General features: G+C 65.7%; 24 protein-coding genes. 14 read left to right on the top strand and 10 right to left on the bottom strand.

The window, feature by feature from the left end; genetic code table 11:
* Positions 1 to 193: 193 nt before the first annotated feature.
* Positions 194 to 1,204 (top strand): alpha/beta fold hydrolase, encoded by a 1,011-nt coding sequence (locus FQU96_RS13620; protein ID WP_146541818.1) that lies wholly within the window; start codon positions 194 to 196, stop codon positions 1,202 to 1,204.
* A 96-nt stretch (positions 1,205 to 1,300) separates the two neighbouring features.
* Positions 1,301 to 1,783: a hypothetical protein gene (locus tag FQU96_RS13615; protein ID WP_146541817.1), complete on the top strand. Its 483-nt coding sequence runs from the start codon at positions 1,301 to 1,303 to the stop codon at positions 1,781 to 1,783.
* A 13-nt stretch (positions 1,784 to 1,796) separates the two neighbouring features.
* Here the strand turns inward: FQU96_RS13615 and FQU96_RS13610 are convergent, their stop codons facing one another.
* Positions 1,797 to 3,356, bottom strand: a complete 1,560-nt coding sequence (locus FQU96_RS13610) for a winged helix-turn-helix domain-containing protein (RefSeq protein WP_146541816.1) — start codon at positions 3,354 to 3,356, stop codon at positions 1,797 to 1,799.
* A 150-nt stretch (positions 3,357 to 3,506) separates the two neighbouring features.
* On the opposite strand from FQU96_RS13610, the gene FQU96_RS13605 reads away from it, so the two are divergent.
* Positions 3,507 to 4,559: a class I SAM-dependent methyltransferase gene (locus FQU96_RS13605; protein ID WP_370461367.1), complete on the top strand. Its 1,053-nt coding sequence runs from the start codon at positions 3,507 to 3,509 to the stop codon at positions 4,557 to 4,559.
* 65 nt (positions 4,560 to 4,624) lie between these two features.
* The gene (locus FQU96_RS13600; RefSeq protein WP_146541814.1) at positions 4,625 to 5,107 is read left to right on the top strand and encodes a YaiI/YqxD family protein; all 483 of its coding nucleotides are present in this window, start codon (positions 4,625 to 4,627) and stop codon (positions 5,105 to 5,107) included.
* 27 nt (positions 5,108 to 5,134) lie between these two features.
* On the opposite strand, the gene FQU96_RS13595 is transcribed toward FQU96_RS13600, so the two are convergent.
* The 8 genes from FQU96_RS13595 to FQU96_RS13560 form a co-directional block, all read right to left on the bottom strand.
* Positions 5,135 to 5,848: a dienelactone hydrolase family protein gene (locus FQU96_RS13595; RefSeq protein ID WP_146541813.1), complete on the bottom strand. Its 714-nt coding sequence runs from the start codon at positions 5,846 to 5,848 to the stop codon at positions 5,135 to 5,137.
* 31 nt (positions 5,849 to 5,879) lie between these two features.
* Positions 5,880 to 6,941 (bottom strand): LLM class flavin-dependent oxidoreductase, encoded by a 1,062-nt coding sequence (locus FQU96_RS13590; protein WP_146541812.1) that lies wholly within the window; start codon positions 6,939 to 6,941, stop codon positions 5,880 to 5,882.
* A gap of 36 nt (positions 6,942 to 6,977) precedes the next feature.
* Positions 6,978 to 7,943, bottom strand: coding sequence for an AraC family transcriptional regulator (locus tag FQU96_RS13585; protein WP_146541811.1), 966 nt, complete (start codon positions 7,941 to 7,943; stop codon positions 6,978 to 6,980).
* Positions 7,944 to 8,243: 300 nt separating this feature from the next.
* Positions 8,244 to 8,957 (bottom strand): TetR/AcrR family transcriptional regulator, encoded by a 714-nt coding sequence (locus FQU96_RS13580; RefSeq protein ID WP_146541810.1) that lies wholly within the window; start codon positions 8,955 to 8,957, stop codon positions 8,244 to 8,246.
* A gap of 121 nt (positions 8,958 to 9,078) precedes the next feature.
* Entirely contained in the window at positions 9,079 to 10,218 is a 1,140-nt protein-coding gene (locus tag FQU96_RS13575; RefSeq protein ID WP_146541809.1) for an aromatic ring-hydroxylating dioxygenase subunit alpha, read from the bottom strand.
* Positions 10,219 to 10,309: 91 nt separating this feature from the next.
* Positions 10,310 to 11,473 carry an MFS transporter gene (locus tag FQU96_RS13570; protein ID WP_146541808.1) on the bottom strand — a complete coding sequence of 388 codons (1,164 nt, stop codon included), beginning with the start codon at positions 11,471 to 11,473 and terminating at the stop codon, positions 10,310 to 10,312.
* 88 nt (positions 11,474 to 11,561) lie between these two features.
* Positions 11,562 to 12,335, bottom strand: a complete 774-nt coding sequence (locus tag FQU96_RS13565) for a TorF family putative porin (RefSeq protein ID WP_178130493.1) — start codon at positions 12,333 to 12,335, stop codon at positions 11,562 to 11,564.
* Between the two features lie 255 nt (positions 12,336 to 12,590).
* A complete protein-coding gene (locus FQU96_RS13560; protein WP_178130492.1) occupies positions 12,591 to 14,975 on the bottom strand; it encodes a TonB-dependent receptor in 2,385 nt (794 codons plus the stop codon).
* Positions 14,976 to 15,196: 221 nt separating this feature from the next.
* Here FQU96_RS13560 and FQU96_RS13555 point away from each other — a divergent pair, with 221 nt between their 5' ends.
* The 3 genes from FQU96_RS13555 to FQU96_RS13545 are packed head-to-tail and all read left to right on the top strand — an operon-like array spanning position 15,197 to position 18,099.
* Positions 15,197 to 16,690 (top strand): ATP-binding protein, encoded by a 1,494-nt coding sequence (locus FQU96_RS13555; RefSeq protein ID WP_146541805.1) that lies wholly within the window; start codon positions 15,197 to 15,199, stop codon positions 16,688 to 16,690.
* On the top strand, positions 16,687 to 17,331 hold the full coding sequence (locus FQU96_RS13550) for a response regulator transcription factor (RefSeq protein ID WP_146541804.1): 645 nt from the start codon (positions 16,687 to 16,689) through the stop codon (positions 17,329 to 17,331). Before FQU96_RS13555 ends, FQU96_RS13550 begins: the two co-directional genes overlap by 4 nt.
* A gap of 39 nt (positions 17,332 to 17,370) precedes the next feature.
* Entirely contained in the window at positions 17,371 to 18,099 is a 729-nt protein-coding gene (locus FQU96_RS13545; protein WP_146541803.1) for a class I SAM-dependent methyltransferase, read from the top strand.
* A 176-nt stretch (positions 18,100 to 18,275) separates the two neighbouring features.
* On the opposite strand, the gene FQU96_RS13540 is transcribed toward FQU96_RS13545, so the two are convergent.
* Positions 18,276 to 19,718, bottom strand: a complete 1,443-nt coding sequence (locus tag FQU96_RS13540) for a tetratricopeptide repeat protein (protein WP_146541802.1) — start codon at positions 19,716 to 19,718, stop codon at positions 18,276 to 18,278.
* 528 nt (positions 19,719 to 20,246) lie between these two features.
* Here FQU96_RS13540 and FQU96_RS13535 point away from each other — a divergent pair.
* The 7 genes from FQU96_RS13535 to FQU96_RS13505 all read left to right on the top strand — a co-directional run bounded on the left by FQU96_RS13535 (position 20,247) and on the right by FQU96_RS13505 (position 24,822).
* Entirely contained in the window at positions 20,247 to 20,660 is a 414-nt protein-coding gene (locus FQU96_RS13535; RefSeq protein WP_146541801.1) for a MerR family transcriptional regulator, read from the top strand.
* Between the two features lie 58 nt (positions 20,661 to 20,718).
* Positions 20,719 to 21,120 carry a response regulator gene (locus FQU96_RS13530; RefSeq protein ID WP_146541800.1) on the top strand — a complete coding sequence of 134 codons (402 nt, stop codon included), beginning with the start codon at positions 20,719 to 20,721 and terminating at the stop codon, positions 21,118 to 21,120.
* A gap of 57 nt (positions 21,121 to 21,177) precedes the next feature.
* A complete protein-coding gene (locus tag FQU96_RS13525) occupies positions 21,178 to 21,558 on the top strand; it encodes a hypothetical protein (RefSeq protein ID WP_146541799.1) in 381 nt (126 codons plus the stop codon).
* Positions 21,559 to 21,636: 78 nt separating this feature from the next.
* Positions 21,637 to 21,972, top strand: a complete 336-nt coding sequence (locus tag FQU96_RS13520; protein WP_146541798.1) for a hypothetical protein — start codon at positions 21,637 to 21,639, stop codon at positions 21,970 to 21,972.
* A gap of 139 nt (positions 21,973 to 22,111) precedes the next feature.
* Positions 22,112 to 23,002 carry a cation diffusion facilitator family transporter gene (locus tag FQU96_RS13515; RefSeq protein ID WP_255468024.1) on the top strand — a complete coding sequence of 297 codons (891 nt, stop codon included), beginning with the start codon at positions 22,112 to 22,114 and terminating at the stop codon, positions 23,000 to 23,002.
* A 116-nt stretch (positions 23,003 to 23,118) separates the two neighbouring features.
* Complete coding sequence (locus FQU96_RS13510) at positions 23,119 to 23,487, top strand: hypothetical protein (RefSeq protein WP_146541797.1); 369 nt, start codon at positions 23,119 to 23,121, stop codon at positions 23,485 to 23,487.
* Between the two features lie 60 nt (positions 23,488 to 23,547).
* Positions 23,548 to 24,822 carry a TolC family protein gene (locus FQU96_RS13505; protein ID WP_146541796.1) on the top strand — a complete coding sequence of 425 codons (1,275 nt, stop codon included), beginning with the start codon at positions 23,548 to 23,550 and terminating at the stop codon, positions 24,820 to 24,822.
* Positions 24,823 to 24,824 lie beyond the last annotated feature (2 nt).

Here is a 24,824-nt window from a genome sequence, read left to right as displayed (position 1 = left end):
CGACGGGCCGGCGCTTTGTCGTCACTATGCCGCCCGGCTTGGGGGAGAAAAAAAGCAAATCATGATGCCGCGCCTTCCACACCGGAGGGCGCGGCACAACTATGTAACCCTTCTGACATGCTCGCGCTGGATCGCCGGCATCGCCTGCCGCATACTGGCTGCCATCTTCCACCCATCCCAGCACAGATGCCCCATGACCTGGCCTCAGGAGACCGGACGCTTCGACCTCGGCGACGTCACGACGCTGTCGGGCGCCACGCTGCCCGGCGCATTCCTCAGCTTCAAGACGCACGGCACGCTGGCGCCGGCGCGCGACAACGTGGTGCTCTATCCCACCAGCTACGGCGGGCAGCATCCCGACCTGCAGTGGCTGATCGGGCCGGACGGCATCCTCGATCCCACCCGCTGGTTCATCGTCCAGCCCGACATGTTCGCCAACGGCCTGTCATCCAGCCCGTCCAACACGCCAGGCTATCCCGACCTCGTCACCGGCTGGGACAACGTGCAGGCCCAGCACCGCCTGTTGCATGAGCGGTTCGGCATCAAGCGGCTGGCCTGTGTCTACGGCTGGTCGATGGGGGCGCAGCAGGCCTATCACTGGGCAGCGATGTTCCCCGACGCGGTCGAGCGCATCGTGGTGAACTGCGGCTCGGCGCGCACCGCCGTGCATAACCGGGTGTTCCTCACCAGTCTGCTGGCGACGCTGGAGGCCGCGCCGGAGCATCTGGGCGGCGGCCGCTTTTCGGCTCAACCCCAGGCGGCGCTGCGTGCCTTCGGCCGCATCTACGCCGGCTGGGCGCTGAGCCAGGACTTCTATCGCGCCGGCCTGCACCTGTCGGCGCTGGGCGCGCCCGACCTCGAGACCTTCCTGCGCACCGACTGGGAGGAACGTTTCGCGCGCCGGCCCGCCGCCGACCACTACGCCCAGCTGCGCTGCTGGTTCGCCGGTGACATCAGCGCCAACCCGCTCTACGGCGGCGACCTGGTGGCGGCGCTCAAGGCGATCCGCGCCCGCGTGCTATTGATGCCCGGCAATACCGACCTCTATTTCCGCGTCGCCGACAACGAGGCCGAGTTGCCCCACCTCGCCCAGGCCGAGCTCTGCCCCATCCCCAGCATCTGGGGCCATCGCGCCGGCAATCCGATTCAGAACCCCGAGGACGCCGCCTTCATCAAGGCACACGTCCGGCGCTGGCTGGCATAGTCGGCACCGCACGGACGCATGCGCGGCGGCGGTCGTCATCATCACACGGTGGCCACTTTCGCGCGTCATACTGCCGCTTCTCGGCAAGGAGACTCGATGGGGAACAAGGCGCGGCGTTTCCTGGCCCTGCGACAGGCTGTATCCGACGGTCGCGACAACGGGCATGAGCCCGACCCGGCGATCGAGCGCATCTATCGCCTGTGGGTCGACGGCACACTCACCACGCAGGAGACAATCGGGCGCGTGATCTCCCATTATCGCCAGGTCGAGAGGATCCGTACCCAGGAACCTCGACCGGACCTCGACGCTATGCCGTTCGCCGCGCTCTGGAGCCTGGCTCAAACCCTGCCGGAGCACGTCCGCTCGTTCTACGTCCCCGTCGACGAAGGCGGCGACAACGACGCGCCGGTCGCCGACGCCTTGCGCAGCCGGCTCAAAGCCTATTTCGGCCCGATGCCGCCGGCGCAGCCCAACAGACTGGGATTGGCGACGGAGTGGCACCGTACCCTTGCCGTTCGTGATGTCTCGACGCTTTACCGGGCCGACCTGATCGTCCGGCCCCCCGAAGGCCGGGCTTGAGGCGCGCCCATCGCTACCCGCCCGCCACGAGCTTGACAGGCACCAGCACCGCGCTCTGTTCCACCGCTGCAAGTTCTTCGACAGCGGCGGCGCCGAGATAGACCTGCATCTGGTTCAGCACCAGTCGCGGCCGCATGCGGCGCGCCTGCGCCAGGGCCGTGCGGGCATCGTCATCCCGGCCGCTGCGATGCAGGGCCAATGCCTCGACCAGGGCGGCGAAGTAGAGGCTCCTGTCGCGTCGTTGTGCCAAGCGAGCCTCGTCGCGGGCTTCGGTCAGGCGCCCCACGCGCAGCAGGCAACCGGCCAACAGGGCGCCCCACATGCCCAGGCGCCGGTCGAGTGGACTGAGCCGCATGCCGCGGCGCAGATCGGCGATGCCGTCGGACACGCGCTCCGTGTAGGTGAGGCAGACGCCGCGCACCATCCAGGCCTGGGCGTTGCTGGGATCAATCTCCAGCGCCCGCTCGATCACGTCGAACGCGGCTCGATAGTCGCCCAGATCGGCGAGCGCGCAGCCGGCATAGCCCAGGACCTCGGGATTGTCGGGATCGAGTTCCAGCGCTGTCATGGCCATGCGCCGGATCTCGCCGCGCAGCATGTCGCTGTCGGGCAGCAGGCCGAACACCTGCGCCAGCGCCACCACGAGGCCGGCATAGGCATGCGCCAGGCCGAAGCCCGGATCACGCTCGATGGCGCAGCGCAGGTGCGTGCGCGTCTGCGCGATCGTCTCCTCGTTCCAGCCGCCGACCGTCAGCACACCGACGGCTTGGCGAAAGCAGGCCCAGGCATCGAGGTCCCCGGAGCCGCGGCGGCGGATCACGGCGAGTTCGGCGCGTGTCAGTTCCGGCTCCAGCGCGCGCACCACGGCGCGCGCCACGTCGGCTTGCAGGTCGACCATCGCAGCGCGAGCCACGTCGAAAGGCGCACTCCAGCATTGCACGCCGCTGGTCGCATCCGTGAGCTGCACGGCAACACGCACGTGATCACCGGCCGCCCGCAGGCTGCCGGTGACGACATAGCGCACACCCAACTCCCGCCCGACGGTCCGCAGGTCCACGGCGCGCTCGCGATAAACGCCGGCCGACCGCGCCGAGATCACGAAGAAGCCCGCGACCCGCGCCAGCAGCGCCGTCACGTCCTCGACCAGCGTATCGCCCAGCAGCGCCAGCGGCGCGTCGGCCGACCGGTTGTCGAACGGCAGTACCGCGATCGACGGCAGGTCCGGCACCGCCAGCACCGGTTCTTCCGCGACCACGGGCGGCACCTCGCCCAGCACCATCGACACGAAGCGAAAGCCGCGGCGCGGCAGGGTACGGATCATGGCCTGAGCCGAGCCGCTGTCGCCGATGGCGCGGCGGGCGGCGCTGATACGGCTGTCGACAGTGGCTTCCGAAACGATGCGGCCCGCCCATACCGCATCGATCAGTTCGTCGCGCCCCACCACACGCTCGCGATTTTCGATCAGTACCAGCAGCAGGTCGAAGACCTGCGGCTCCACCGTGACCGCCTCGCCGCCCCGCCGCAGCGTCCGCTGCCGGCGGTCGACCACGCAATCGCCGAACCGGTAGATCATCGCCCGTCTCCACCCGGTTTTGATCGGGCTGTCCCGAAGGAAAAGACCAGCCGATCTCCAGGTGGCCTCCAAGCGGGCACGCACTGCCCGGCGTAGGGTCGCACCTGTCCATACCTGATGAACGAACACCTTCAGCGCGGGAGATCATCCATGCTGGATGAAGCGAAGCTTAACCAATTCGTCGGCCAGCTGCTGGGCGATCTCGGCGGCGCCGCCAGCGTCGCGCTCGTGCGCATCGGCGATGCGCTGGGCCTTTACCGCACACTGCACGCCAAGGGCCCCCTGTCCTGCGCCCAGCTGGCCGCGCATACCGGGGTGCACGAGCGCTATCTGCGCGAGTGGCTGTCGCACCAGGCGGCCTCGAACTACATCGCTTACGATCCGGTGACCGAGAAATTCGCGCTGCCGCCGGAACAGGCCATGGCGTTCGCCGTCGAGGACAGCCCGGTCTACATGATCGGCGGTTTCGACGTGGTGGCCGCCAGCCTGGAAAACCAGGCCAAGGTGCAGGCCGCCTTCCGCACCGGTAACGGCGTCGCCTGGGGTGACCAGGCCGGCTGCCTGTTCTGCGCCGTCGCCCGCTTCTTCCGCCCCGGCTATCACAACAACCTCGTCGCAGCCTGGCTGCCGGCACTGGAGGGCATGACGGGGCGGCTGGATCGCGGCGGCAAGGTCGCCGATGTCGGCTGTGGCCACGGCTGGTCGACGGTGCTGATGGCCAAGGCGTTCCCCCACGCCGAGTTCGTCGGCTACGACTTCCACGCCGGATCGATCGACGACGCCCGCACGCATGCCCGCAACCACGGCGTGACGAACGCGCGCTTCGAGGTGGCGACGGCCAAGGATTTCCCCGGCAACGATTTCGACCTGGTGACCTGTTTCGACTGCCTGCACGACATGGGCGATCCGGCCGGTGCGGCAGCCCATATCCGCCAGTCGCTGAAGCCCGATGGCACCTGGATGATCGTCGAGCCGATGGCCGGCGACCGATTGGAGCAGAACCTGAACCCGGTCGGACGGCTGTTCTACGCCGCATCGACCATGATCTGCGTGCCGACCTCGCTGTCACAGGAAGTCGGCACAGCCCTGGGCGCGCAGGCCGGCGAATCGCGGCTGCGCGAGGTCATCGGCGGCGCCGGCTTCAGCCGCATCCGCCGCGCCACCGAAACGCCGTTCAACATGATCCTCGAAGCCAGGCCGTGAACGCCCTGCGCGGCTGCGGCGGCATGCCGTAGCCGCGCCACCGGCATCGCCTCTATGATGCCGCGATGAGTGACGTATCCACATCGCCCAACATCGCCATCTATATCGACGCCGACGCCTGTCCGGTGAAGGCTGAGGCCTATCGCGTTGCCGAGCGGTATGGTCTGCGCGTCTTCGTGGTCGCCAACGCCTACATCGCCGTGCCGCGCGACCCGCGCATCGAACGGGTCGTTGTCGGCGACGGTTTTGACGCGGCCGACGACTGGATCGCCACGCATGCCGGCAGCGGCGACATCGTGGTGACCGCCGATATCAAGCTCGCGGATCGCTGCCTGAAGGCCGGCGCCGCGGTGATCGGCACGACCGGCGAGCCCTTCACGGCATCATCGATCGGCATGGCCCTGGCGAGTCGTGATCTCATGGAGACCCTGCGCGCCATGGGCGAGGTCACCGGCGGGCCCAAGCCGATGACACAGCGCGCCCGCTCGCGCTTTCTCTCGACCCTCGATGAAACCGTCCAACGCCTGCGCCGGTCGTCGGCCCGGTAAGCGCGCTACTGCCGATCTCGGGCTGCCCTACGCCAGCGTTTCATCGAACAATGCCGCCATGTCGGCCCAGGAGCGCCGATCGGCATCCGCATCGTAGGCGTAGGCATCGGACCCGAACGATGCGGCATCGACGTTGGTGAAACTGTGCCGCGCCCGGCCGTAGAGATTCATCTGCCAGTCGATGCCGGCGTCGGTCATGTCGCGGCTGAACGCCTGCAGGATCTCCGGCGTCACGAACGGGTCCTGCGCGCCGTTGCAGATCAGGATCTTGGCCTTGACGGTCGCAGCCGTTGCGGCGGCCGTACCCTGAAGCCCGGCGTGGAAGCCAACCACCGCCCTGAGATCGGCGCCGTCGCGCGCCAGTTCGACGGCGGCCGTGCCGCCGAAGCAGTAGCCGATGGCGGCCAGCCGCGTGGGATCGACCTGCGGCAATCGCGCCAACGCCTGAAGCGCACCGTTCAGACGTTGTCGCAGGTCGTCGGGATCGGCCAGCAGTTTCTGGATCCAGCCGATCATCGCGTTGAGGTCCGCCGGCGTCTCGCCGAAAAGATCCATGGCGTAGGCGACATAGCCGAACTCGCTGGCGAGCCGGTCGGCGCGCTGCCGGGCATGCGCGCCCAGCCCCGTCGCCTCGTGTATGACGAGAACCCCGGGCTGCGGTTCACGCCGCCGTTCGTCCCAGGCGAGATGGCCGGTCAACGCATCGCCCTTGTGGGCGAAAGCCAGATCCTTTGATGGCATGGTCCTGCTCCTGTGATCGTACGCCCTGCCCTCACCAGCCCTTGATCTCGGGCATGACCTTGTCGGCGAACAGCTTCATCGAGGCCTCGGCGTCGTCGTAGGGCATGCCCGCGTATCCCGGCGACACGGCAAGATCGAACGGCCCGATCAAGGCACGGCGCTCGCGCAGTTTTTCAATGATGCGCGCCGGATCGCCCCACAAGTTGCACTCGATATAGGCGTCGATCACGGCCTGCTGGTCGGTCTTGCGCAGCGCCTCGGCAATCTCGGCATAGGACGCATAGGCGCCGCCGGCCTTGGCGAAATTATCGCTCAGCAGCTCATAGTGCTCCATGACCTGGACGTAGTAGCCGGCCATGTACTGGCGCGCGATGGCCTCGGCACGGCGGACGTCCTTGTCGACGAAAAGCAGGTCGGACGTGATGACCGGCGGCGGCGACCGGCGCTGGCTGTCCCGGTAGATCGCGCGGTGCCGATTGACGTCCTCGGCCACCGCCGGCCAGGGCGCATTGGAGAACTTCATGCAGCCCAGGCCGAGCTTGCCGGCGGTCTCGACCGACTGCGGCGACATGCCGACCATGTAGATGCGGTCCTTGAAGCTCTTGAACGGCCGCGGGCGCACCTCGATGCGCGGCTGGCGGTAGAATTCGCTGTTGCCCTCGACGATTCCGGTCTCCAGGCCGCGGATGATGATCTCGGCCGCCTGGTCGAACCGCGCGCGGGATTCGCTGTAAGGAACACGCAGCGCATCGAACTCGCGTTTGGCCAGCCCGCGCCCCATGCCTACGATCACCCGCCCCTCCGACAGGTGATCGAGCAGGATCGCCTTCTCGACAACGCGCAGCGGGTCGTTCCACGGCAGGATGAACGCCGCCGGCATCAGCTGGATGGTCTTGGTGCGCGCGGCGACGAAGCTCAGCAGCTGGGCGTTGTCGGGCACCATCGCGTAGTCGAAGAAGTGATGCTCGACCGGCAGCAGCATGTCGAAGCCCATCGCCTCGCCGGCCAGGGTGATCGCAAGCTCGCGCTTGTAGACGGTCTCGTCAGACGTACCGGGGCGTCCCTGGAAAAGAAGTTGAATGCCGACCTTCATGGTGTGGTCTCCCCATCGTGCAAGAGGTGAAAAGCGTCAGGCCGCCGGACCGGCACCCAGCAACGCGTGCCCGTCGGCGCACCGCGCGGCGGCATAGATGCGGGGCGATGAGCCGGTCCAGCGCCGGAAGGCGTGACGGAAATTGGCGCCTTCGCTGTAGCCCAGGCGCTGGGCGATCATTTCGGTGGTGAGACCGCCTGTCGTCAGGTAGTCGAGCGCCAGGGCGCACCGCATCTCGTCGCGGATCTGCACGAAGGTCGTGCCCTGCTCGGCCAGCCGCCGCCGGAACGTGCGCGCGGACAGGCCAAGTTGCGCGGCCGATTCACCCAGTGACAGCGTGTCCTCGCCACTCTTGCGCAGCAGGCGGCATACGCTTTCGCGCAGGCGCGCCTCCTCCATGTCCCGCATGAGGCGGCGAGCGGCGTACGTGGCGGCCTGATTGGCCAGACGATTTGCCCCGGGCAGAAGGCGATTGATCCGCTCCGCCGGCAGGCGCAACTCGCCCCTGTCGACGTCGGTCACGACGGCGTCGCCCATCAGCAGGCACGACAGGACGCGGGCAACCTTCGCAACGTCCAGGGCGACCAGCAGAGACTGTGATGTCTCGTCAAAGGCAACCCACGGCCGCAAGCCGATGATCACGTCGCCGCCGCGAAACGTCATCGCCAGGCCGCTGCGAACGTTGAGCAGTGGCGCGAATGCATTGATGGCGCCGATGACGCTGCGCAGGCCGGCGGATGTCGCGACCACCTGGCCGGCCACGCCAAGATCCGCCAGGTCATCGAAAGCAGGCACTGCCAGCACGTTCGCCAAAAGGCCGTGGCACTGCAGCTCCGCTGCCAGCATCCCCTGCTCACGCAACGACACGCTGGGCGCGCCTGCAACACCGTCCACCAGCGCCGCCCGCCCCTGGCCCTGCAGCAGTTGCCGGAACCGCTGCGCGTCCGCGCCGTCGAACACGGCATCGTCTGCCGACAGCTGAATCTTTTCGACCCATGTCACGCTCTCCTCCCTATGTCATACGACCTATCTTTTATAGGTCATATGACCTAGAATCAGATCACGCAACGGTCATTTCTGGCCAAAGACCGGCACAGGTCTCACCTCTCCCCCCGCGGGAGCGGGGAGATGAGAAAAGGCGGCGCCACCTTTTGGATCGTTCGACCAGTACCTGGACTCACAATTGACTGATACAGGCTGTCATCCCGAGCGTAGCGAGGGATCTTTGGATGATGGCGTGCAATGCATCAAAAGATCCCTCGCTATGCTCGGGATGACAGCGGGTAGCAATGATCGTGAGTACTAGGGATGCAGCGCGCGCTGGGTTGCCAGATCGCGGGTGCCGGCGTTTTCGACCATGGCGAAGCACACGGCTTTGGCGTTGACGGTGAGCTGCGCCCAGCCCGCGTGGTCTCGCGGTGCCATCACACCGCAGATCAGAAGCCCTTCCATCTGCGCGGCGATGGCGAGGCCCAGCGACTCGGCGTGCTCGGCCGGCAGATCGGGACGCATGGCTGCAACCAGGTTGCCGAGCGCTTCGTAGTACCGACGATAGCTTTCCCGTGCGATGTCGCGGACGGCGGGATCCTGTGTCGCTGTCGCCCACAGGTTGGCGTAGAAGCTGCGTGCAACCGGATCGTTGCCTGCCGACAGCAAATCGTCGAGCACCCACTCCAGCCGCTGGCGGGGCGACATCGTCGGATCCTTGCCGATGTCGATGTAGTCGGTGACGTATCGCGTCAGCAGGGCATCGATCGTCAGCGCCAAAAGGGCATCGCGATTGCCGAAATAATGTTGCAGCGTGCTGAGGGTGATACCGGCATTCTCGGCGATGCGACGCATGGAGAAGCCGGTGCCGCCTTCGCCAGCGAATACCGCGACGGCTACGGACAGGATCTTGTCCATCTTGCGGGCACGCGATTTCTCGCGGGGCGTCTCGTCACGCTTGATCAGTCTGGCGGCAAGCGCCGGATCATGCTTCAGGTCGCGATTTTTGACAGACGCGCGTGGTGGCAATCATCATCTCCCGTCGCCCGGATTGTCGCGACCCATGATCATATACCACGAAGGATCACGGAACGAAGGCCGTCGTCGGAAGATGATGATCGCCCTCCACATCTGTGGTGCGTGGCGTGCGTCAGGCGGCGGCAACCGGGCCCGTCAGCCGATCAAGGTACCAGTTGTGGAATTGCCACACCGGCTTCTCGAGGTATGAATAGCGCGGCGGTATCCACCCTTCCGACGTGACGCCCTTCTGCACGGCGTTGCAGACCAGCTCGTCCTCGCGGTTGATCTGCTTGAACCAGGCCCCCATCCGGTCAATGAAGGCGGCGAAACCCGGCGCCATCGTGGTGGCCTGCGGAACGTAGGTCACCCAGGTGAACCGTGTCCGGCCGGGGCCCTCCGGGTGGGTGGCGTAGATGCTGACGTGGTCTGGGGTCAGCGAAATCAGGAAGTTGGGATGGAACGCGAAGAACGACATGCCGCGGCGCGACCAATCAGGGACGCCGGGGATCTCGGGCACATCGCTTGCCGGCACAGTCTCGACGTAGGGCGTGTGCAGGTCGAACCAGGCCCGTCCGTTCTCAGCGTCGGTGGAAAAGCTGAGCTCGCCCGGCGCAATATCCTGCGCCGAGTCGCGGTGCGCGGCGATGATGTGATAGCCCTCGTTGGCATTCTCGCTCATCACCTTCCAGTTGAAGTCGCCGATGTACTCATCATGGAAGACCGGCTTGAGCGTTTCGATCCGCCATGGCGCCAGGATGTCGCCGAGATCGGCGATCCGTGGCGCCAGCGCCTGGGCGTCGTCGTCGAAGTTGACGAAGATCATGCCGTGGAACACCTCGGTGCGGATGGCACGCAGCTTGATGGCGCTGATATCGAAGCCGGTCGTCTTGTCCATCATGGGCGCCTCGATCAGCTGCCCCAGCGTATCGAACTTCCAGCCATGGTACGGACAGGCGATCACGTCGGCGTGGCCGCAGCCACTCGCCACCGCCATGCCGCGATGACGACAGACATTGTAGAAGCCGCGGATGATGCCGTCCGTGCCGCGCACGATCACCAGCGGCTGCCCGACCAGCGCCAAGGTCGTGTAGTCACCCGGCGACGGGACAGCACTCACATGCGCGGCGAACAGCCATTCGCGCTTCCAGATCTTCTGGATTTCCTGCGCATAGACCGCGGGGTCGACATAGACCTGGCGCGGCAGCCATGAGGCGAGGTCCAACGGCTTGCGAACATCGGCGAACGAGTCCGGCGTCAATTCTGGCAACATTCCCTACTCCATCCTGCTGCGCCACGGTGCATCACATGCCTATCTCATCGCTGGCGCCCGCGATGACAGGTGAACAATGGCCAAAGCGACGTTAGGACGAGGCCCCGGGCACGATCGCCGGCGTCGACCGCACGACACTCAACACCGCCGCCAGGGCAGCCAGGCAGATGACCGCGGTCAGCGTACCGATCACCTGCTCGGCATCGGCACGCTCGGCCAGCACGGCTGCCAGTGCCGGACCACCCACCGATCCATAGTTGATCGCAGCGCCGCCCAGCGCCGGCACGCGGCCACTGCCGTCCATTTCCGCCAGCAGTCCCTGCAGGTACGGGCTGGTGAAGTAGCTCGCCACGTAGAGCGTCAATGCGCCGGCGATGAAGGCGGCCGGCAGGCCCGCTGCATACATCAGCGCAATGCCGGCGGCCTGGGCGACGAAGCCCACCGCCAGCGGCGGTGTCGCTCCCCATCGCTTGCCGATGGCGCCGGCGAGAGCGGCGCCGCCGAGGCTGCCGATCGCGCCCACCGTCAGCACCGTCTCGATGCCGCCCTCGGTGAGGCCCGCGCGCAGGCCCGCCTGCACCGCATAGGCGCTGGCGGCGATCGCGGCGACATACATCAGCGCCAGCGCTGCCAGGATGCGTACCGCGCCCTTGGGCATGCGTCCGATCGCTGCCACACCACCCTGGAATTCCGCGCGCGGCAACCATGACGCCAGCGGCGCGAACAGTACGAGAAGGCCCAGCTCGCAAACGAACAGACCGATGCGTCCGACCTGTGCCACGACCATCGGTGTGAGAAACAGGATCGCGACCGACAAGCAGCCCGCCACGACCTGCATATAGGCAAACAGCCGCTCCGGCGCGGGGTGAGCAGCCGGCAGCGCGCTGGTCGCGGCGGCGATCAGGCCCAGGCCGATGCCGAAGACGATGCGGCTGCCCACCAGGACAGGCACGTTGGCCGTTGCGATCGAGGCCAGGCTGGCGGCGCTCGCAATAGCAAGGCCAATCACGGTCAGAATACGCTTGTCGCACCGCGCGATGACGCGCCCGATCCAGCTTGCCGTTATCGCCAGCGCCAGGATCTCACCGGTACCCACCCATCCCGCAACGGACGGTCCCAATCCGTAGTCGGTGGAGAGCGTCGCCACTTCGTAGGGCAACGCCAGCAAACTCTGGCATGCCAGGGCAAACATCACCGCGATGGCGACGGTTGATCCGATCCCGAATGCGCTATCGGCGCGCGCAGTTGCGTTCATCCTTCCTCCTCGAGCGGCCACGGCCGCTCCACGTCATCGGTCAGGGTCATGAAGAGAGAGCGGTATCGCGCCGTCCGCGCGGCCGCGATCAGAACGACTTGGTGATGCTGAAGATGGCGCGCGCGGCGCAGTAGTCGTAGCCGCCGCCATTGCAGCGGCGCTTGCCGACATTCGTGTCGACGTAGGTGATGCCGAGATCCACGCCCCACGCGGTGGCGATCAGGCCGATCTGCCAGTCCCACATGTCGGGATACGCGTAACGCGCATTGCGCTGGATCGACTGATGACCGACGCCGCCGAACACCTTGAGTGAGATCTGATCGTGGATCCTGATGAAGTCCAGCGGGATCGTCGCCGCCACCTGCTTGTACCAGGCGTCGCCCGAAGCGACGAAGAAGTTGGGGCTATAGCGCACCTGGCCCGCGACATTCATCCAGCCGAAGTCGTACGACAGCGAGCCGCCGAACTCATCGAACGACAGGCGTGCCGCTTTCATGGCTCCCGGATAGCGGTAGCCGATCCAGCCCAGGTCAAGCAGTGCCTTGCCCTCGAACAGCTTGAACCGCACACCCGCCAGCAGGTCGAGTTCGAGCGACTCGTCCATGTCAGGCGAGAAGTTGATGCTGGAGCCCCACACGGTGCCATAGAGCGAGACCGGCAACGCCTCGACAAACGCCAGCGGTGCCTCATAGGTCAGACTGGCCTGCACCGACGGCGCCCTCTTGCTGACCGAGACGCCGCGGATCGTGTAGTCGGACAACAGCGCCACGCTGCCGGAGATGGTTCCGCCGAACGGACCCTGAATGGGATCGGCTGCCGATGCCGGTGACGCCGCACCGACATGGATTGCCGCAAGCATCATCATTGTCGCCAAGCGACCTCGTGTGGCCATCGCCGTTTCCCCCTGATTATCGCGCGCACGTCTGGCTGTGCGATTCGCTTGCGCGCGAAGGTATCGTCAGGAGGGCATGGCGATAGGTGCGGGCTGGCCACAGTGAATGACGGATGGATGCCGCCGAACGCCGACGTCAGAGCGCACAGCATCCTTGGAGAGTCGGCGTAGCCGACGTCTCCGAAGACGGGCGACTCAGAGTAAGGTCAGTCTCTTCTGCAAGCGCTACAGGCGCACGCGCACGCCGGCGTAGATCGCGCGCGGCATACCGGGGCTCAGGCTGCGGGTGTTGGCGGCGTTGGGGGCCTGCAGCATCGGCACCTCCGATACCGGCGAGAACGTACCGAAGGTCGTGTACTTCGCATTGAAGATGTTGGTGATCAGGCCGAAGACCTGGATGTTGGGCGACAGGTCGTAACTGGTGTTCAGGCCGAAGATCGCATAGGGCTTGGTCCTGCGATTCTGGTTGTTCTCGTCGCCCACCAGGTAGCGGCCGCTCATGGCCTGTCCTGTCATGCCGACCCGCCACGCCTCGGTGATGGCGACCGCGCCGCCGAATTTCAGGCTGTGCGCCGGAATGCCCGGCAGGCGATCGCCGCGCTGCACCTGGATCGTGCCATCGTCATCGGCGACGGGATTCTCCGGACTGTTCAACGTCAGCGCCTTGCGAAACGTGGCGTGGAGGAAGGCGTAGTCGACGAATGCCATCCAGCGCTTGCTGCGCAACTCGGCGCCGACCTCGACGCCTTGCCGGCGCGTGGCGCCGACGTTCTGGAAGAAGGCGCGGCCCACCACCGGGCTCGAGACGAACATGATGTCGTCATTGGTATTGGTGCGGAACAGCCCCACGTTCCAGTTGAGCTGCAGATCGTCGAATACCTTGAAATGGCCGCGCACGCCCGCCTCGACGGTGCGCGCCACGACCTGCTTCAGCGGCGGATCGCCGACAAAGAAGTTGGTCAGGCTGCAGGGTGCTGCCGGGTCGGCGCACGACAGTTCAGCCGGCGTCGGGGCACGATTGGATTCGGCGTAGCCGGCATAGACCGAGATGTCTGATGTGATCTTGTACGTGAGGCCGGCCGCCGGATTGAAACGACGGAACGTATGATTGCCGTTCAACGCCGTGCCGATCTGGTCGCGCAGCTTGATCTTGGCCACGTTGAAGCGGCCCGACAGCGTGACAGTCAGCGCGTCGGTGACATCGAGCACGTCCGAGATGTAGAGGCCGAAATAGTCGCTGTTGGCCTTCACGGAGACCGGCGTGATCGAGCCGTCCTCCTGCGATATGATGATGCCCGATCCGAGAAAGCCACGATCGAGCGTCAGTTCACCGATCTCCGACGAGGCCTTGAATCGCGTGCGCCCGCCATCGTAGCTGGCGCCGACGATGACCCGGTTGGAACGGCCGAACACCTGGCCCTGGTGGGTCAACTGCAGGGCAACACCGAAGCCGTTGGTGCGTGTGCGCGTGCGGTTAAGCTGTGCGTACGGGCCGCCCTCGTCGAAGCGGTCGGCGAACGCCGGGAAGCCGAGATACGGACTGTTGGTGACGAAGTTGGGAATGGGATTGCGGGCCCGGTCCGTGAGCTGCGGCCCGTCGTCATCCAGGCACAGACGTGTTTCGTCGTCCTCGCAGGGCTCGGCATCCGACGCATCGCCGTTCTTGGTCCGTTGCGACAGGCGGCTGTAGTAGGCGCTGGCCTGCAGCGAGAACGCATCGTCGAGGTCGTAGTGGCCCGACAGTGCCACGCGCGCGTACTTGTTCTTCGTCTGATCGGGATGGGTGAAGACCTGGTCGCGATCGGCGGCCAGCAGGTCGACCGGCGCCGTGCCGTTGCCGACCAGGTTGTTGCTGGCGGCCAGCACGCTGAGGTTCACCTGACCCTTGCTGCCACGCCAGCCGATATCGCCGTAGATCTGCCGCAGCTTCGATGGCGAATGATCGCGCCATCCCGAATCGCGCAAGCCGGTGCCCGCAACGTAGATGCCGAAGTCATTGATCCGCTGACCGTGCTGGAACGACCCGGTCACGCGGCCGAACGATCCTGCCATCAGCTCGAACTCGGTACCCTGGTAAGTGAAGCCGTTCTTGAGTTGCACCGCGACCGAGCCGCCCAGCGCGTTGAGCCCGAACACGGGATTGGCGCCTTGAATCTCGACGCGGTCGATTGCGACGGAAGGAATCAGATCCCAGTTCACCGTCTCGCCGAACGGCTGGTTGAACCGGGTGCCGTTGACGTAGACCGCCAAACCCTGGGCATTGCCGGCCAGCGGCGAGGCCTCGAAGCCGCGAAACAGCACATTGGGCTGGAACGGGTTGTTCTGCGCGTGGTTGAGGCTCATGCCGCCGACACGGGCGTCGAAGCCGCCCAGCAGATCCGGCGTGCCGGTGATCTTGATGTCGTCGGCTTTCAGAACATGGCTGGCGCCCGGAACCTTGTCGCGGGCGATGCCCGAGCCCAGCATGGGTGATGCGCCGATCACCATGATCTCCGGCAGCGTCATGCCCCCTGGCGCCGCGGCCGGCGGCGTGGCCGGCGCCGGTGTCTGCGCCAACGCCGCGGCTGGCAGCCACGCCAGGAGTCCGATGCCCGCCGACAATCTGCCCATGGTCGCTTCCCCCGGATCTTGCTTCTGCTTTGATCGCCCTATCGGCATGTTAACCAACGCGCATCCGCCGCCTACGCAGACAAGTTCCAAATTTCATTGCACAATGTTCCCGGGTCGCCGCGCGGTGTGTTTGTGCACGTTTGTGCTTCTATGACCGTCGCGGGCGGCACCCTGGCGAAGAACAACAATGGCGCAACAGCCATGGCGGCGGGAGGAAGCAAATGGCCGAGATCAGTGTCGGCAAGGATGATGTGGCAGCCAGCCACGATGCCGTCGGCGGCACGTGGCTACGCTGGTTGTGGTACGACCGCTCGGTTCGCACCCAGCTGCTGGGCACGTTCGTCCTGATCAACCTGGTTGCCGGCCTCGCCGCGGCGGTGATCGTCATCTACAACGGCCGGCGCGCCATCGAGGCCGAACTCGCCGCCTCCGTCGAAGTGGCCGAGCGCTTCGTGCGCGGCACCGTCGAGCGACGGACCCGCGAAAACGCCGGCACGCTGCATCTCGAAGACCTGGCCGTCCACATCAACAACCCGCGGCACGTGCGGATCCTCCTTGTCGATGCCGACGGGCATGTGATCCCGTCGCCGTCGGGCGAGATCGATGACGGCGGTACGATCGCGCCGGCTACCGTGCCGCGCTGGTTCGCGGCCCTGGTCCAGGTCGACGACCTGCGCCGCGATGTGCCCGTGGTATCGGGCGGTCGGCGAATCGGCACCATCGTCGTCGTCGGCCAGGCCGCCGACGAAATCATCGAGATCTGGCAGGACGCCTCCGGCCTGGCACTGCTGGCCCTGCTGCTCAACGTAACGGTGTTCGCCATCCTCTACGTGGCGCTGGGCCGCGTGCTGCATCCCCTCACCCGCCTCGCCACCGGCCTGCGCGCGCTGGAACGCGGTCACTATCGGCACCGTCTGCCGCAACCACCGGTGCGCGAACTGGCCGACATCACCGGGCGGTTCAACGCCCTGGCCGACAGCCTGGCCGGCGCCCACGCCGACAACGCCCGCCTGAACCGGCAACTGGTCACCGTGCAGGACGACGAGCGGCGCCAGATCGCGATGGAACTGCACGACGAAATGGGCCCCTGCCTGTTCGGCGTGAAGGCCAATGTCGGCTCGATTGGCCGCATCGCGCAGACATTGCCCGAGGCCGCCGCCACACCGATCCGCGAGCGGGTCGCCTCGCTGATGACAATCACCGAGCGCATGCAGGTCGCCAACCGCGATCTGCTGGGACGCCTGCGCCCGATGGCACTGGGTCATGTGCCGCTGGCCGACGCCATCGCGGGTCTGGTGGCCGATTTCGAGGGCGCCGACCGGGACCGCCGGTTCGTGCTGGAGATCGGCCACCTCGCCCACGGCTACGGCAACGCCGTCGACCTGACGGTCTACCGGTGCCTGCAGGAAGGCGTCACCAATGCCGTGCGGCATGCGGATGCCGGCGTCATCACCATCGCGCTGAGCGAAGAGGATGCCGCGTCGGCGTATCCCGGCGAGCGCATGATGCTCCTGCGATTGTCGGTACGCGACGATGGCCGCGGCATCGCGCCCGGCACGCAACCGGGCCTGGGGTGGAGCGGCATGAAGGACCGTGTGCGCGCATTGGGCGGACGACTGACGCTGACGGGCGCTCCCGACGGCGGCACCCGGCTCGACATTGTCATCCCGCTGGAACCAGCCGAAGCCGCTGACAACGGATACAGCCAGCCATGACCCGAGTCCTGGTCATCGACGATCACCCCATCGTCCTGCACGGCTGCCGGCGCATCCTGGAGGATGCCGGCGCCCGTGAGATCCTTGAGGCGAGCAACCCGGCCGACGGCTACAGCGCCTGGCAGCGCCATCAGCCCGACGTCGTGATCGTCGACCTGGCGATGCAGGGCAAGGGCTTCAGCGGCCTCGACCTTATCCGCCGGTTGCGTCAGCGCAACGAACAGCTGCCGATCCTGGTCTTCAGCATGCATGGCGACCCGGTGATCGTCAGCAATGCGCTCGATGCCGGCGCCACCGGCTATCTGCTCAAAGACACCACGCCGGAGGATCTCCTGGAAGCCTTCGACGCGGTGCGCCGCGGCCTGCCCTATCTCAGCCATCAGATCGCAACCCAGGTGGCACTGCTGAGAATGCGCAGCCCCACCAAGAAGTTCGGCACCGTGACACCGCGCGAACTGCAGACGCTGGCCCTGCTGGCCGAAGGCCACTCCTACGGCCAGATCGCCGACGACCTGGGCGTCAGCTACAAGACGGTGGTAAACATGTGTTCGCAGCTGAAAGTGAAGCTCGGAGCCCGCAACTTCGCGGACCTGATCCGCACCGCCGTCGAATACCTCTCCACCTCGCCGAGCCGGTCGTGATCTACTCGTTGCCGCTTCATGAATTGCGTTGTGCGTACGATGACCCAGAACATTTATGACAACGAGACGTTCTTCCAGGGCTACAGCCAGCTCGAGCGATCGATTGACGGGCTGGACGGCGCGGCGGAATGGCCGGCGCTGCGCGCGCTGCTGCCGGATCTCAACGGACGCACGGTCGTGGACCTGGGCTGCGGCTTCGGCTGGTTCAGCCGCTTCGCGCGCCAGCGGGGCGCCGCACGCGTGCAGGGCTTCGACGTCTCCGAGAAGATGCTGGCGCGGGCGCGGCAGCAGACGACGGACGCCGCGATCACCTATACCCGCGCCGACCTCGAGCGGCTGGAACTGCCACCCGACTCGGTCGATCTGGTCTACAGCTCATTGGTGCTGCACTACATCGAACGGCTGGATGTGCTGGTGGCGCAGATCGGCCGTGCGCTGGTGCCGGGCGGTCGCTTCGTCTTCTCGGTGGAGCACCCGATCTACACGGCGCCGTCGCATCCGGGCTGGACCACCGGTGCCGACGGTCGCCGCACCTGGCCGGTCAACGGCTATCTCGACGAGGGGCCGCGCTCGACCGACTGGCTGGCCAAGGGCGTGATCAAGCAGCACCGCACCATCGCAACATATCTGACGCTGCTGCTGCAGTCGGGCCTGAGCCTGCGCCACATCGAGGAATGGGGACCGACACCGGCACAACTCGCCGCGCGCCCGGAATGGGCCGACGAACACCAGCGCCCGCCGTTCCTGCTGATCGCCGCCAGCCGATAGCGCACTGCCGGGAGCCCGGGCGTCACATTAACCCAAGGAGCCGACGCCAGCCGGCGTCTCGAAGGATAGACGGCGGAGTCCTGGGAGACGTGTGCCCGCAGGCGCCCGCGCTGGTGCCCCCTGCGCGGCGCCTGCTGGCACCGGCTCCTCGGAGTGAGGTTTGCGCGCGTGACGCCCTAGGGTCGGATGCCGTAGCCGACGAAGCGACTGTCGATGCCGGCCTCGATGACCCGCGCAGCGGCGAGATCGGCGGCACCACCGGTCGGATCGCCCCGGCGCAGCTTGGCGATCCCGCGACCAAACAACGATGTCGCGCTGCGCGGATTGCCGCGCAACGCCGCGTCGTAGTCTTTGATCGCGCCGTTGTAGTCGCCCATCTTCAGCTGGGTGAAGCCACGGCTGTCCAGGACAGCCGCATTGCCGGGCTGCAGGCGCAACGCCTCGTCGCAGTCGGGGATCGCCTGCAGCAACTGCCCGACAATCGCCCGGCACCAGCAGCGATTGTTGAAGGCAACGACATTGCCGGGCTCCAGGCGGATCGCTTCGTCGAGATCGGCCAGGGCGCGATCATACCGCGCCATGGCAATGTGCGCCTCGCTGCGGCTGCGAAACGCCGACGCGCTTCTGGGATTGAGCCGCAGGGCCTGGTCGTAGTCGGCAAGCGCCCGCTCGTACTGGCCCTTGCCCTTGTAGGTGTTGCCGCGACTGACATAGGCATCGACAAATCGCGGGCTGAGCCGCAGCACGTGGTCATAGTCCGCGAGGGCGCGATCGTAGTCCTTCTTGCCGGCGTAGGCTTCGGCCCGCAACGTCAGGGCCCCCATCTGGTTGGGGTCCAGCCGGATCGCCTGATTGCAATCGGCGATGGCGCGGTCGTAGTCCTGCTTGGCCAGATAACCGCCGCAGCGGCCGACGTAGGAGTTCGTGAAATTGGGATTAAGACGGATCGCCTCGCCGCAGTCGCTGATCGCGCGGTCAGGCTGGCCCTTCAGGATCTGGATGGCGCAGCGGTTGGTGAAGGCCTTCGGTTGCCTGGGATCGAGACGAATGGCGGCGTCGAAATCGGCCAGCGCACGGTCATACTGGTTGGTGTCCATGAACGACACGCCGCGGCTGACCAGCGCCTCGACCGATTTCGGGTTCAATCGCAACGCCTCGTCGTAGTCAGGAATGGCGAGGTTGTACTGGCGCTTGTGAGCGTAGGCGTTGCCGCGGTTGTTGAACGCCAGCGCATTCGCGGGATTCAGGCGGAGCGCCTCGTTGCAGTCGGCAATTGCGCGATCGTAGTCACCCTTGTGCCAGTAGGCCCCGCATCGATTGCTGAAAGCGTTGGACGATTTCGGATTGAGGCGGATCACCTCGCTATAGTCGGCGATCGCACGGTCGTATTCGGCCTTGCGGTCCCAGGCGAGGCCACGCTCGAAGAACGCATTGCCCCGGTCCGTCTCCGGCGTCTGCGCCGACTGCAGGACGGCGCCACAGCCCTGGATGATCTGGTCGTCGGTACCGCCTTTGAAACACCAATCGCGCTGCTGCGGTGTCTGCGCCCATAGCGGCACCGCGGCCACGGCCAGCCCGGCCAACACCACGCCGATCACCCCTACGCTCAACCGGCGCATGTCGCCTCCCTCGTCGGCGAACACACTATCACGTCATCATCAAACGAGTGGATGGTCACAATTTCGTGAGCAAATACTCATATTCAATATGGACCAAAATCAGTTCATCACCGATTGATCATGCCCAAGAGCTGAATCCACTTAAACCTCTGCTTCAGATGAAATTTAGCCTGTAAGTCGCTGTAATAATGTCTTAATGACCGCATTGTCATCTCATGATCGTGAATCTTTCGTCAAAATAAATACCAACCATTTCAATGACATAAGATTTTTTTTGACGGTACCGTCGATATTTTTTACATTTTGTCCATTATGAACCGGATAACGATGTGCGTGTGTTGCGGCGACAGTCGATCCGGTTCCCCGTCTTAGTGATGTCACAACAATAGTCCAACGACTTCAGCAGCTTAGATCTCCAGCAACAAAACCGGTCGTCATCCTCCGAAGCTGTCAACGAACGAGGCCGGTCATACCAACCAAAAGCCCGCGTGCGCATATGGGCGACAACCTGTAGTGGAGAAATAAACGATGTTCCGCTCCAATGTAGTGTGGACCAACCGGCAACCGGCGAAGCCGATCAGCGCGCTGCGTACCATCAGCGAAGCCGCTGCGGAACTGGACCTGGAACCACATGTCCTGCGGTTCTGGGAGCGCAAGTTCAGCCAGATCTCCCCGGTAAAGCGTGGCGGTGGCCGGCGTTATTATCGGACAGAAGACATTGAGTTGCTGCGTCGCATCCGTTCGTTGCTCTATAATGATGGCTTCACCATCAAGGGCGTGCAACGGCTTCTGGATGCCGAGAGTGGCCAGCCGGAGCCGCAGATGGAGATCGAACACTTGGCCAAGCCGGTCGCAGTCGAGGCCGACGGACGTCAAGAGCTCGAGGATACACTCGGCGACTTGCGTCGCGCGCTGGCTCTGCTACGGGAGGCGTTGCACTAGGCTATCGGAGTGCGGTTGGGTGCCCGGGGGGGGCACCCGTGCATGACGGGGCAAGACAATGAAGATTTTACTGGTCGACGATGAGGAAGACATCGTCGAGGAGCTGTCTGGTTTTTTACACCGCCGCGGTCATGGCGTGGTTGCTGCCGACGGGGCGCCGGCTGCGATTCGCGCGCTGGACCACGATGGTCCATTCGATGTTGTCCTGACGGACATGCGTATGCCGGAAGGCAGCGGCTTTGACGTCGTCAACGCCTGCCGTGGCCGTCCGGAACCGCGACCGGCCATGCTGGTGATGTCGGGGCATGCAGCACCGGATGAGATTTCGCGGATCCAGGCTGACGGGGCCCTGCACTTCTTTCCCAAGCCATTGGCTTTACGCGAACTCGCAGCTGTCCTCAGTGGCATCGCGGCGGGCCGCGGCGCGCCTCGGCCGCCCGGGGCAGTGTCCGCCGCTTGACAGTGAGTTGTCACTCAAATTATATTGAGTGCACACTCACTGCCCACGGAGGCATTCATGGCCTTCCCTTCCGAGTTGCCGGCCATGCGGCGGCAGATCATGCCGCCGCCGCATCCGGCGGCACTGGCCTGTGTCTGGGCCGCCATGAGTTATGTCACGGCAATGGCGCTGCTGATGGTGCTGCTACCGCAGGCCGTGCCCCTGCACGCGCTGTGGTCGACCTCGATGCCGGCGCCCGCTGTACTGGGCATTGTCATGGTCACCAGCCTGCTGCCGGCACTGATCATCGGCCTGATGGTACGACGCGCACCGATGGCTTGGTCCGTATCGCGCGTCGCCCTTCCGTATGTCGCGATGCTGTTCCTCGTCAGCGGCTTGCAGGCGGCCGACCTTCAGACGAACTGGGTTTTTGATTCACTCATGCTTGCGTCGCGTTGAGCGGAGTTGCGCCGGCTGCCGTCCCTGTGTGCGCATGTGCATGCGCTTGTGTAGGACGACAGCCACGGGGAGGCTGCAATGTCACTGCGTGGATGCGTTGGCCGCTACACCCGCGAAGAGGGGCGGCATTGTCAGAACTGGCCGGACGATCAGCTCATGGTCATCGATCTGCTGAACAGCGTCGGGCTCGATGACGGCGGTGCCGGCGGGACACTCGATGGCAATATCAATGGCCGTCTTGTGACCGGCATATCGAGCGATGCGCTCTACCAGGCCATTACGCGCTTCGAGGATCGGCACTTTCCCGGGCAACGTAATGGCTTCGTTGCACCGGACAGCCCCTTGCTGAAATGCCTGGAGGCGGTGTCGGCGGGTGGTACCGGCGCCGACATTGGCCGGCGTTTGTCCGGGTAGCCCGGCGTTAGCCGCGCGGGTCGTCGCGAAATGGCGCAGATCCCCGCGCATGACGCGATAGCGCCTCGACAATGCGGCACTCCGTTGCGCGCCCGCCGCTGCATTCGGACACGATGCGCTCCAGTTCGGACTTCCCGCGGTGGCGCCCGCAGGGACGGCCGCCAGCCGGCACAAGAGCCGGCTCGCCGGCGCCTTGGCGCTCACGGCATCGTTCATGGTGGCCGAGGTCGTCGGCGGCCTGTTGACCGGCAGCCTCGCGCTGCTGGCGGATGCGGCGCACATGATGACCGACGCCGGCGGCCTTCTGTTGGCGTTGACTGCGATCAGATTCGGCGAGCGCCCGGCCACACCGCAGCGAACCTACGGCTATGCCCGCATGGAAGTGCTGTCGGCGCTGACCAACGCCGTCGTTCTTCTGCTCCTGACGATCTGGATTCTGTATGAGGCATACCAGCGCTTCCGCAGCCCGCCGGACGTTCTCAGCGGCCCCATGATGGCGGTGGCGGTCATCGGCCTGATCGTCAATCTGATCAGCATGAAGCTGTTGGCCGGCGGGGCGTCTGAAAGCCTCAATGTCAAAGGGGCCTATTTCGAGGTGCTCGCCGACATGCTGGGATCCCTCGGCGTCATCTTGGCGGCGGGCGTCGTGATGCTGACCGGCTGGACACTGGCCGATCCGCTCATCGGTGCCGCCATCGGACTCTTCATCGTTCCGCGGACATGGATTCTGCTGAAGCAGGCCGTGCATATCCTGATGGAAGGCACGCCACCCGAGATCGATCTCGGCCTGCTGCGGCAGAAACTGCTGGATATCCCCGGTGCCGTGGCGGTCCATGACCTGCATGCCTGGGTGATCACCTCGGGGGTGAACGCGATGAGCTGCCATCTGGTGGTCGACGATGTTGCCCGCGGATCGCAGGTACTTGCGGCGGCCCGGGAGGCCTTGAAGACGGGCTTCGGGCTGACCCATACGACGATCCAGATCGAAGACCAGGCTTCACGCGCGGCGGAAGGTGCGCTGCACGACTGAACCTGATGTCCCATTGATACTCTATTACGAAGCGGTGCTGGCCGTGACGATGATCGCGACGCTATGTCTTCGAATGTTGGCTTGACTCTCCAATGATCATAACGCTCATTAGGAACATGATCGGCAAGATCAGCGGCATGATGGCACTCCGGCGTTCGGCAGAGCGTGCGCGTCGGCTCGTGTCGCTGCTGTGCGCGCTGGTCTTCCTGGTGGCCGGTATCGCGCATATCGATCACATGGCGCCGGCAACAACTGCAGCGGCCTCCATCGCGGCCACCGACGCTGGCGATGGCGGAAGCGACGCTGGCACGGCCGATCGTTCCTTGATCAAGACCTGCCACTATTGCTCACTGCCTGCGTTGCCCAGCGCGCTGGTGCAGATCGACCTCGCGCCGTGCGCCAGTGTCCTGCCGCCTGGAGCAGTGGCCTTCCTGAACGCCCGCAACCCCGGCGCGGAACTGCCGCCCCCCAAACTGTCGACCTGAGCACCGAGCGTCCGCCCGGCGAGCGCCGAGCGGCTAAGTCGTCGTGTTTAGGTCGAGGTCATGCTCACATTCCGTGTTGTTGCATCGGCGCTGGTCGTGCTGCCCACGCTTGCCGCCGCCCTTCCCGTGCAGGCCCAGACGTCCGGCGCCCTGACGTTATCGCAGGCGGTGCAGCGGTCGCTGAACGCCAACGCCCGCCTCATCGTCGCCGATCGCGAAATCGGCATGGCCCAGGGTCGGCGCACGCAGGCCGGCGCCATCCCCAATCCGTCGGCGTCGTTCGAGGTCGACAACGCTCTGGGTTCCCGCGACTACCGCGGGCTGAGATCGGCGGAGATGACTCTGCAGCTGAGCCAGCTGATCGAGCTCGGCGGCAAGCGCAGCGCCCGCGTGGCGGCCGCGACGGCCGACCATGACGCCACCCGCTGGCAGCGCGAGGCGGCTCGCCTGGAGATCCTGTCCGAAACAGCCGCGGCATTCGTCGCCGTGCTGGGCGGGCAGCAGCGGGTCGCGCTCCTGGACCGGCAGCTGGCATCCATCGACCGCCTGAATCCACAGATGCAGCAGCGCGTCGATGCCGGCGCCTCCTCGCCCGCTGACGTCGCGCGCACCAGGGTCGTCACCGAGTTGACCCGCATCGACCGCGACCGCGCGCGCAAGGCGCTGGAGAGTGCCCGGCGCGACCTTGCGCTGTTGATGGGCGCCACGGCGCCGGACTTCTCCTACACGGCCGGCAACATGGGCCGCATCGCCCAGCCACCCTCCTTCCAGACCCTGCTTCAGGCCATCGAGAGCAATCCCCAGCTGACGCGTTGGACCGCCGTGCGGGCGCAGAAGGAAGCCGAGCTGCTGATCGCCCGCCTGAAGGTCGTGCCCGACGTGGAGGCCAGCGTCGGCTGGCGCCACTATCGCGACACGCGCGACAACGCCGTGCGCTTCGGCATCTCCGTTCCGATCCCGGTATGGGACCGCAACCGCGGCGCCATCTATGAGGCCCAGGAAGCGATCGGCAGGACCGAGGCAGAGCGTGCCGCCAACAAGCAGGCGCTGATCTCCACCGTCGGCCGGGCCTACGACGCCGCGACGGGCGCACTGCAGGAAATCGACATTCTGCGCCGTGCCGTGCTGCCCAACGCGCGGGCGGCATTCAACGCCATCAATGACGGCTATGCGCAAGGGCGCTTTACCGTGCTGGAGCTGCTGGATGCCTACAAGGCATTGGCCGAGGCCGAGCTGCGCGAGCAGGAGGTGCTCGTGGGCTTTCATACCGCCGTCGCGACCATCGAAGGATTGACCGGAAGTCCGCTGACCCTGGGCGGCGGGAGGAACCCATGACA

Origin of the sequence: Reyranella sp. CPCC 100927 (assembly GCF_007859315.1) — a bacterium.
GTDB lineage: Bacteria > Pseudomonadota > Alphaproteobacteria > Reyranellales > Reyranellaceae > Vineibacter.
The sequence above is the reverse complement of the archived record's forward strand: the minus strand, read 5'-3'. Positions and strand labels throughout refer to the sequence as shown.

Coding starts and splice junctions, on each gene's coding strand:
- FQU96_RS13505 (WP_146541796.1), top strand. CDS start 23,548: ATGCTCACATTCCGTGTTGTTGCATCGGCGCTGGTCGTGCTGCCCACG.
- FQU96_RS13565 (WP_178130493.1), bottom strand. CDS start 12,335: ATGATGCTTGCGGCAATCCATGTCGGTGCGGCGTCACCGGCATCGGCA.
- FQU96_RS13510 (WP_146541797.1), top strand. CDS start 23,119: ATGATCGGCAAGATCAGCGGCATGATGGCACTCCGGCGTTCGGCAGAG.
- FQU96_RS13560 (WP_178130492.1), bottom strand. CDS start 14,975: ATGGGCAGATTGTCGGCGGGCATCGGACTCCTGGCGTGGCTGCCAGCC.
- FQU96_RS13550 (WP_146541804.1), top strand. CDS start 16,687: ATGACCCGAGTCCTGGTCATCGACGATCACCCCATCGTCCTGCACGGC.
- FQU96_RS13520 (WP_146541798.1), top strand. CDS start 21,637: ATGTCACTGCGTGGATGCGTTGGCCGCTACACCCGCGAAGAGGGGCGG.
- FQU96_RS13595 (WP_146541813.1), bottom strand. CDS start 5,848: ATGCCATCAAAGGATCTGGCTTTCGCCCACAAGGGCGATGCGTTGACC.
- FQU96_RS13610 (WP_146541816.1), bottom strand. CDS start 3,356: ATGATCTACCGGTTCGGCGATTGCGTGGTCGACCGCCGGCAGCGGACG.
- FQU96_RS13555 (WP_146541805.1), top strand. CDS start 15,197: ATGGCCGAGATCAGTGTCGGCAAGGATGATGTGGCAGCCAGCCACGAT.
- FQU96_RS13570 (WP_146541808.1), bottom strand. CDS start 11,473: ATGAACGCAACTGCGCGCGCCGATAGCGCATTCGGGATCGGATCAACC.
- FQU96_RS13530 (WP_146541800.1), top strand. CDS start 20,719: ATGAAGATTTTACTGGTCGACGATGAGGAAGACATCGTCGAGGAGCTG.
- FQU96_RS13575 (WP_146541809.1), bottom strand. CDS start 10,218: ATGTTGCCAGAATTGACGCCGGACTCGTTCGCCGATGTTCGCAAGCCG.
- FQU96_RS13540 (WP_146541802.1), bottom strand. CDS start 19,718: ATGCGCCGGTTGAGCGTAGGGGTGATCGGCGTGGTGTTGGCCGGGCTG.
- FQU96_RS13535 (WP_146541801.1), top strand. CDS start 20,247: ATGTTCCGCTCCAATGTAGTGTGGACCAACCGGCAACCGGCGAAGCCG.
- FQU96_RS13615 (WP_146541817.1), top strand. CDS start 1,301: ATGGGGAACAAGGCGCGGCGTTTCCTGGCCCTGCGACAGGCTGTATCC.
- FQU96_RS13525 (WP_146541799.1), top strand. CDS start 21,178: ATGGCCTTCCCTTCCGAGTTGCCGGCCATGCGGCGGCAGATCATGCCG.
- FQU96_RS13600 (WP_146541814.1), top strand. CDS start 4,625: ATGAGTGACGTATCCACATCGCCCAACATCGCCATCTATATCGACGCC.
- FQU96_RS13590 (WP_146541812.1), bottom strand. CDS start 6,941: ATGAAGGTCGGCATTCAACTTCTTTTCCAGGGACGCCCCGGTACGTCT.
- FQU96_RS13620 (WP_146541818.1), top strand. CDS start 194: ATGACCTGGCCTCAGGAGACCGGACGCTTCGACCTCGGCGACGTCACG.
- FQU96_RS13605 (WP_370461367.1), top strand. CDS start 3,507: ATGCTGGATGAAGCGAAGCTTAACCAATTCGTCGGCCAGCTGCTGGGC.
- FQU96_RS13545 (WP_146541803.1), top strand. CDS start 17,371: ATGACCCAGAACATTTATGACAACGAGACGTTCTTCCAGGGCTACAGC.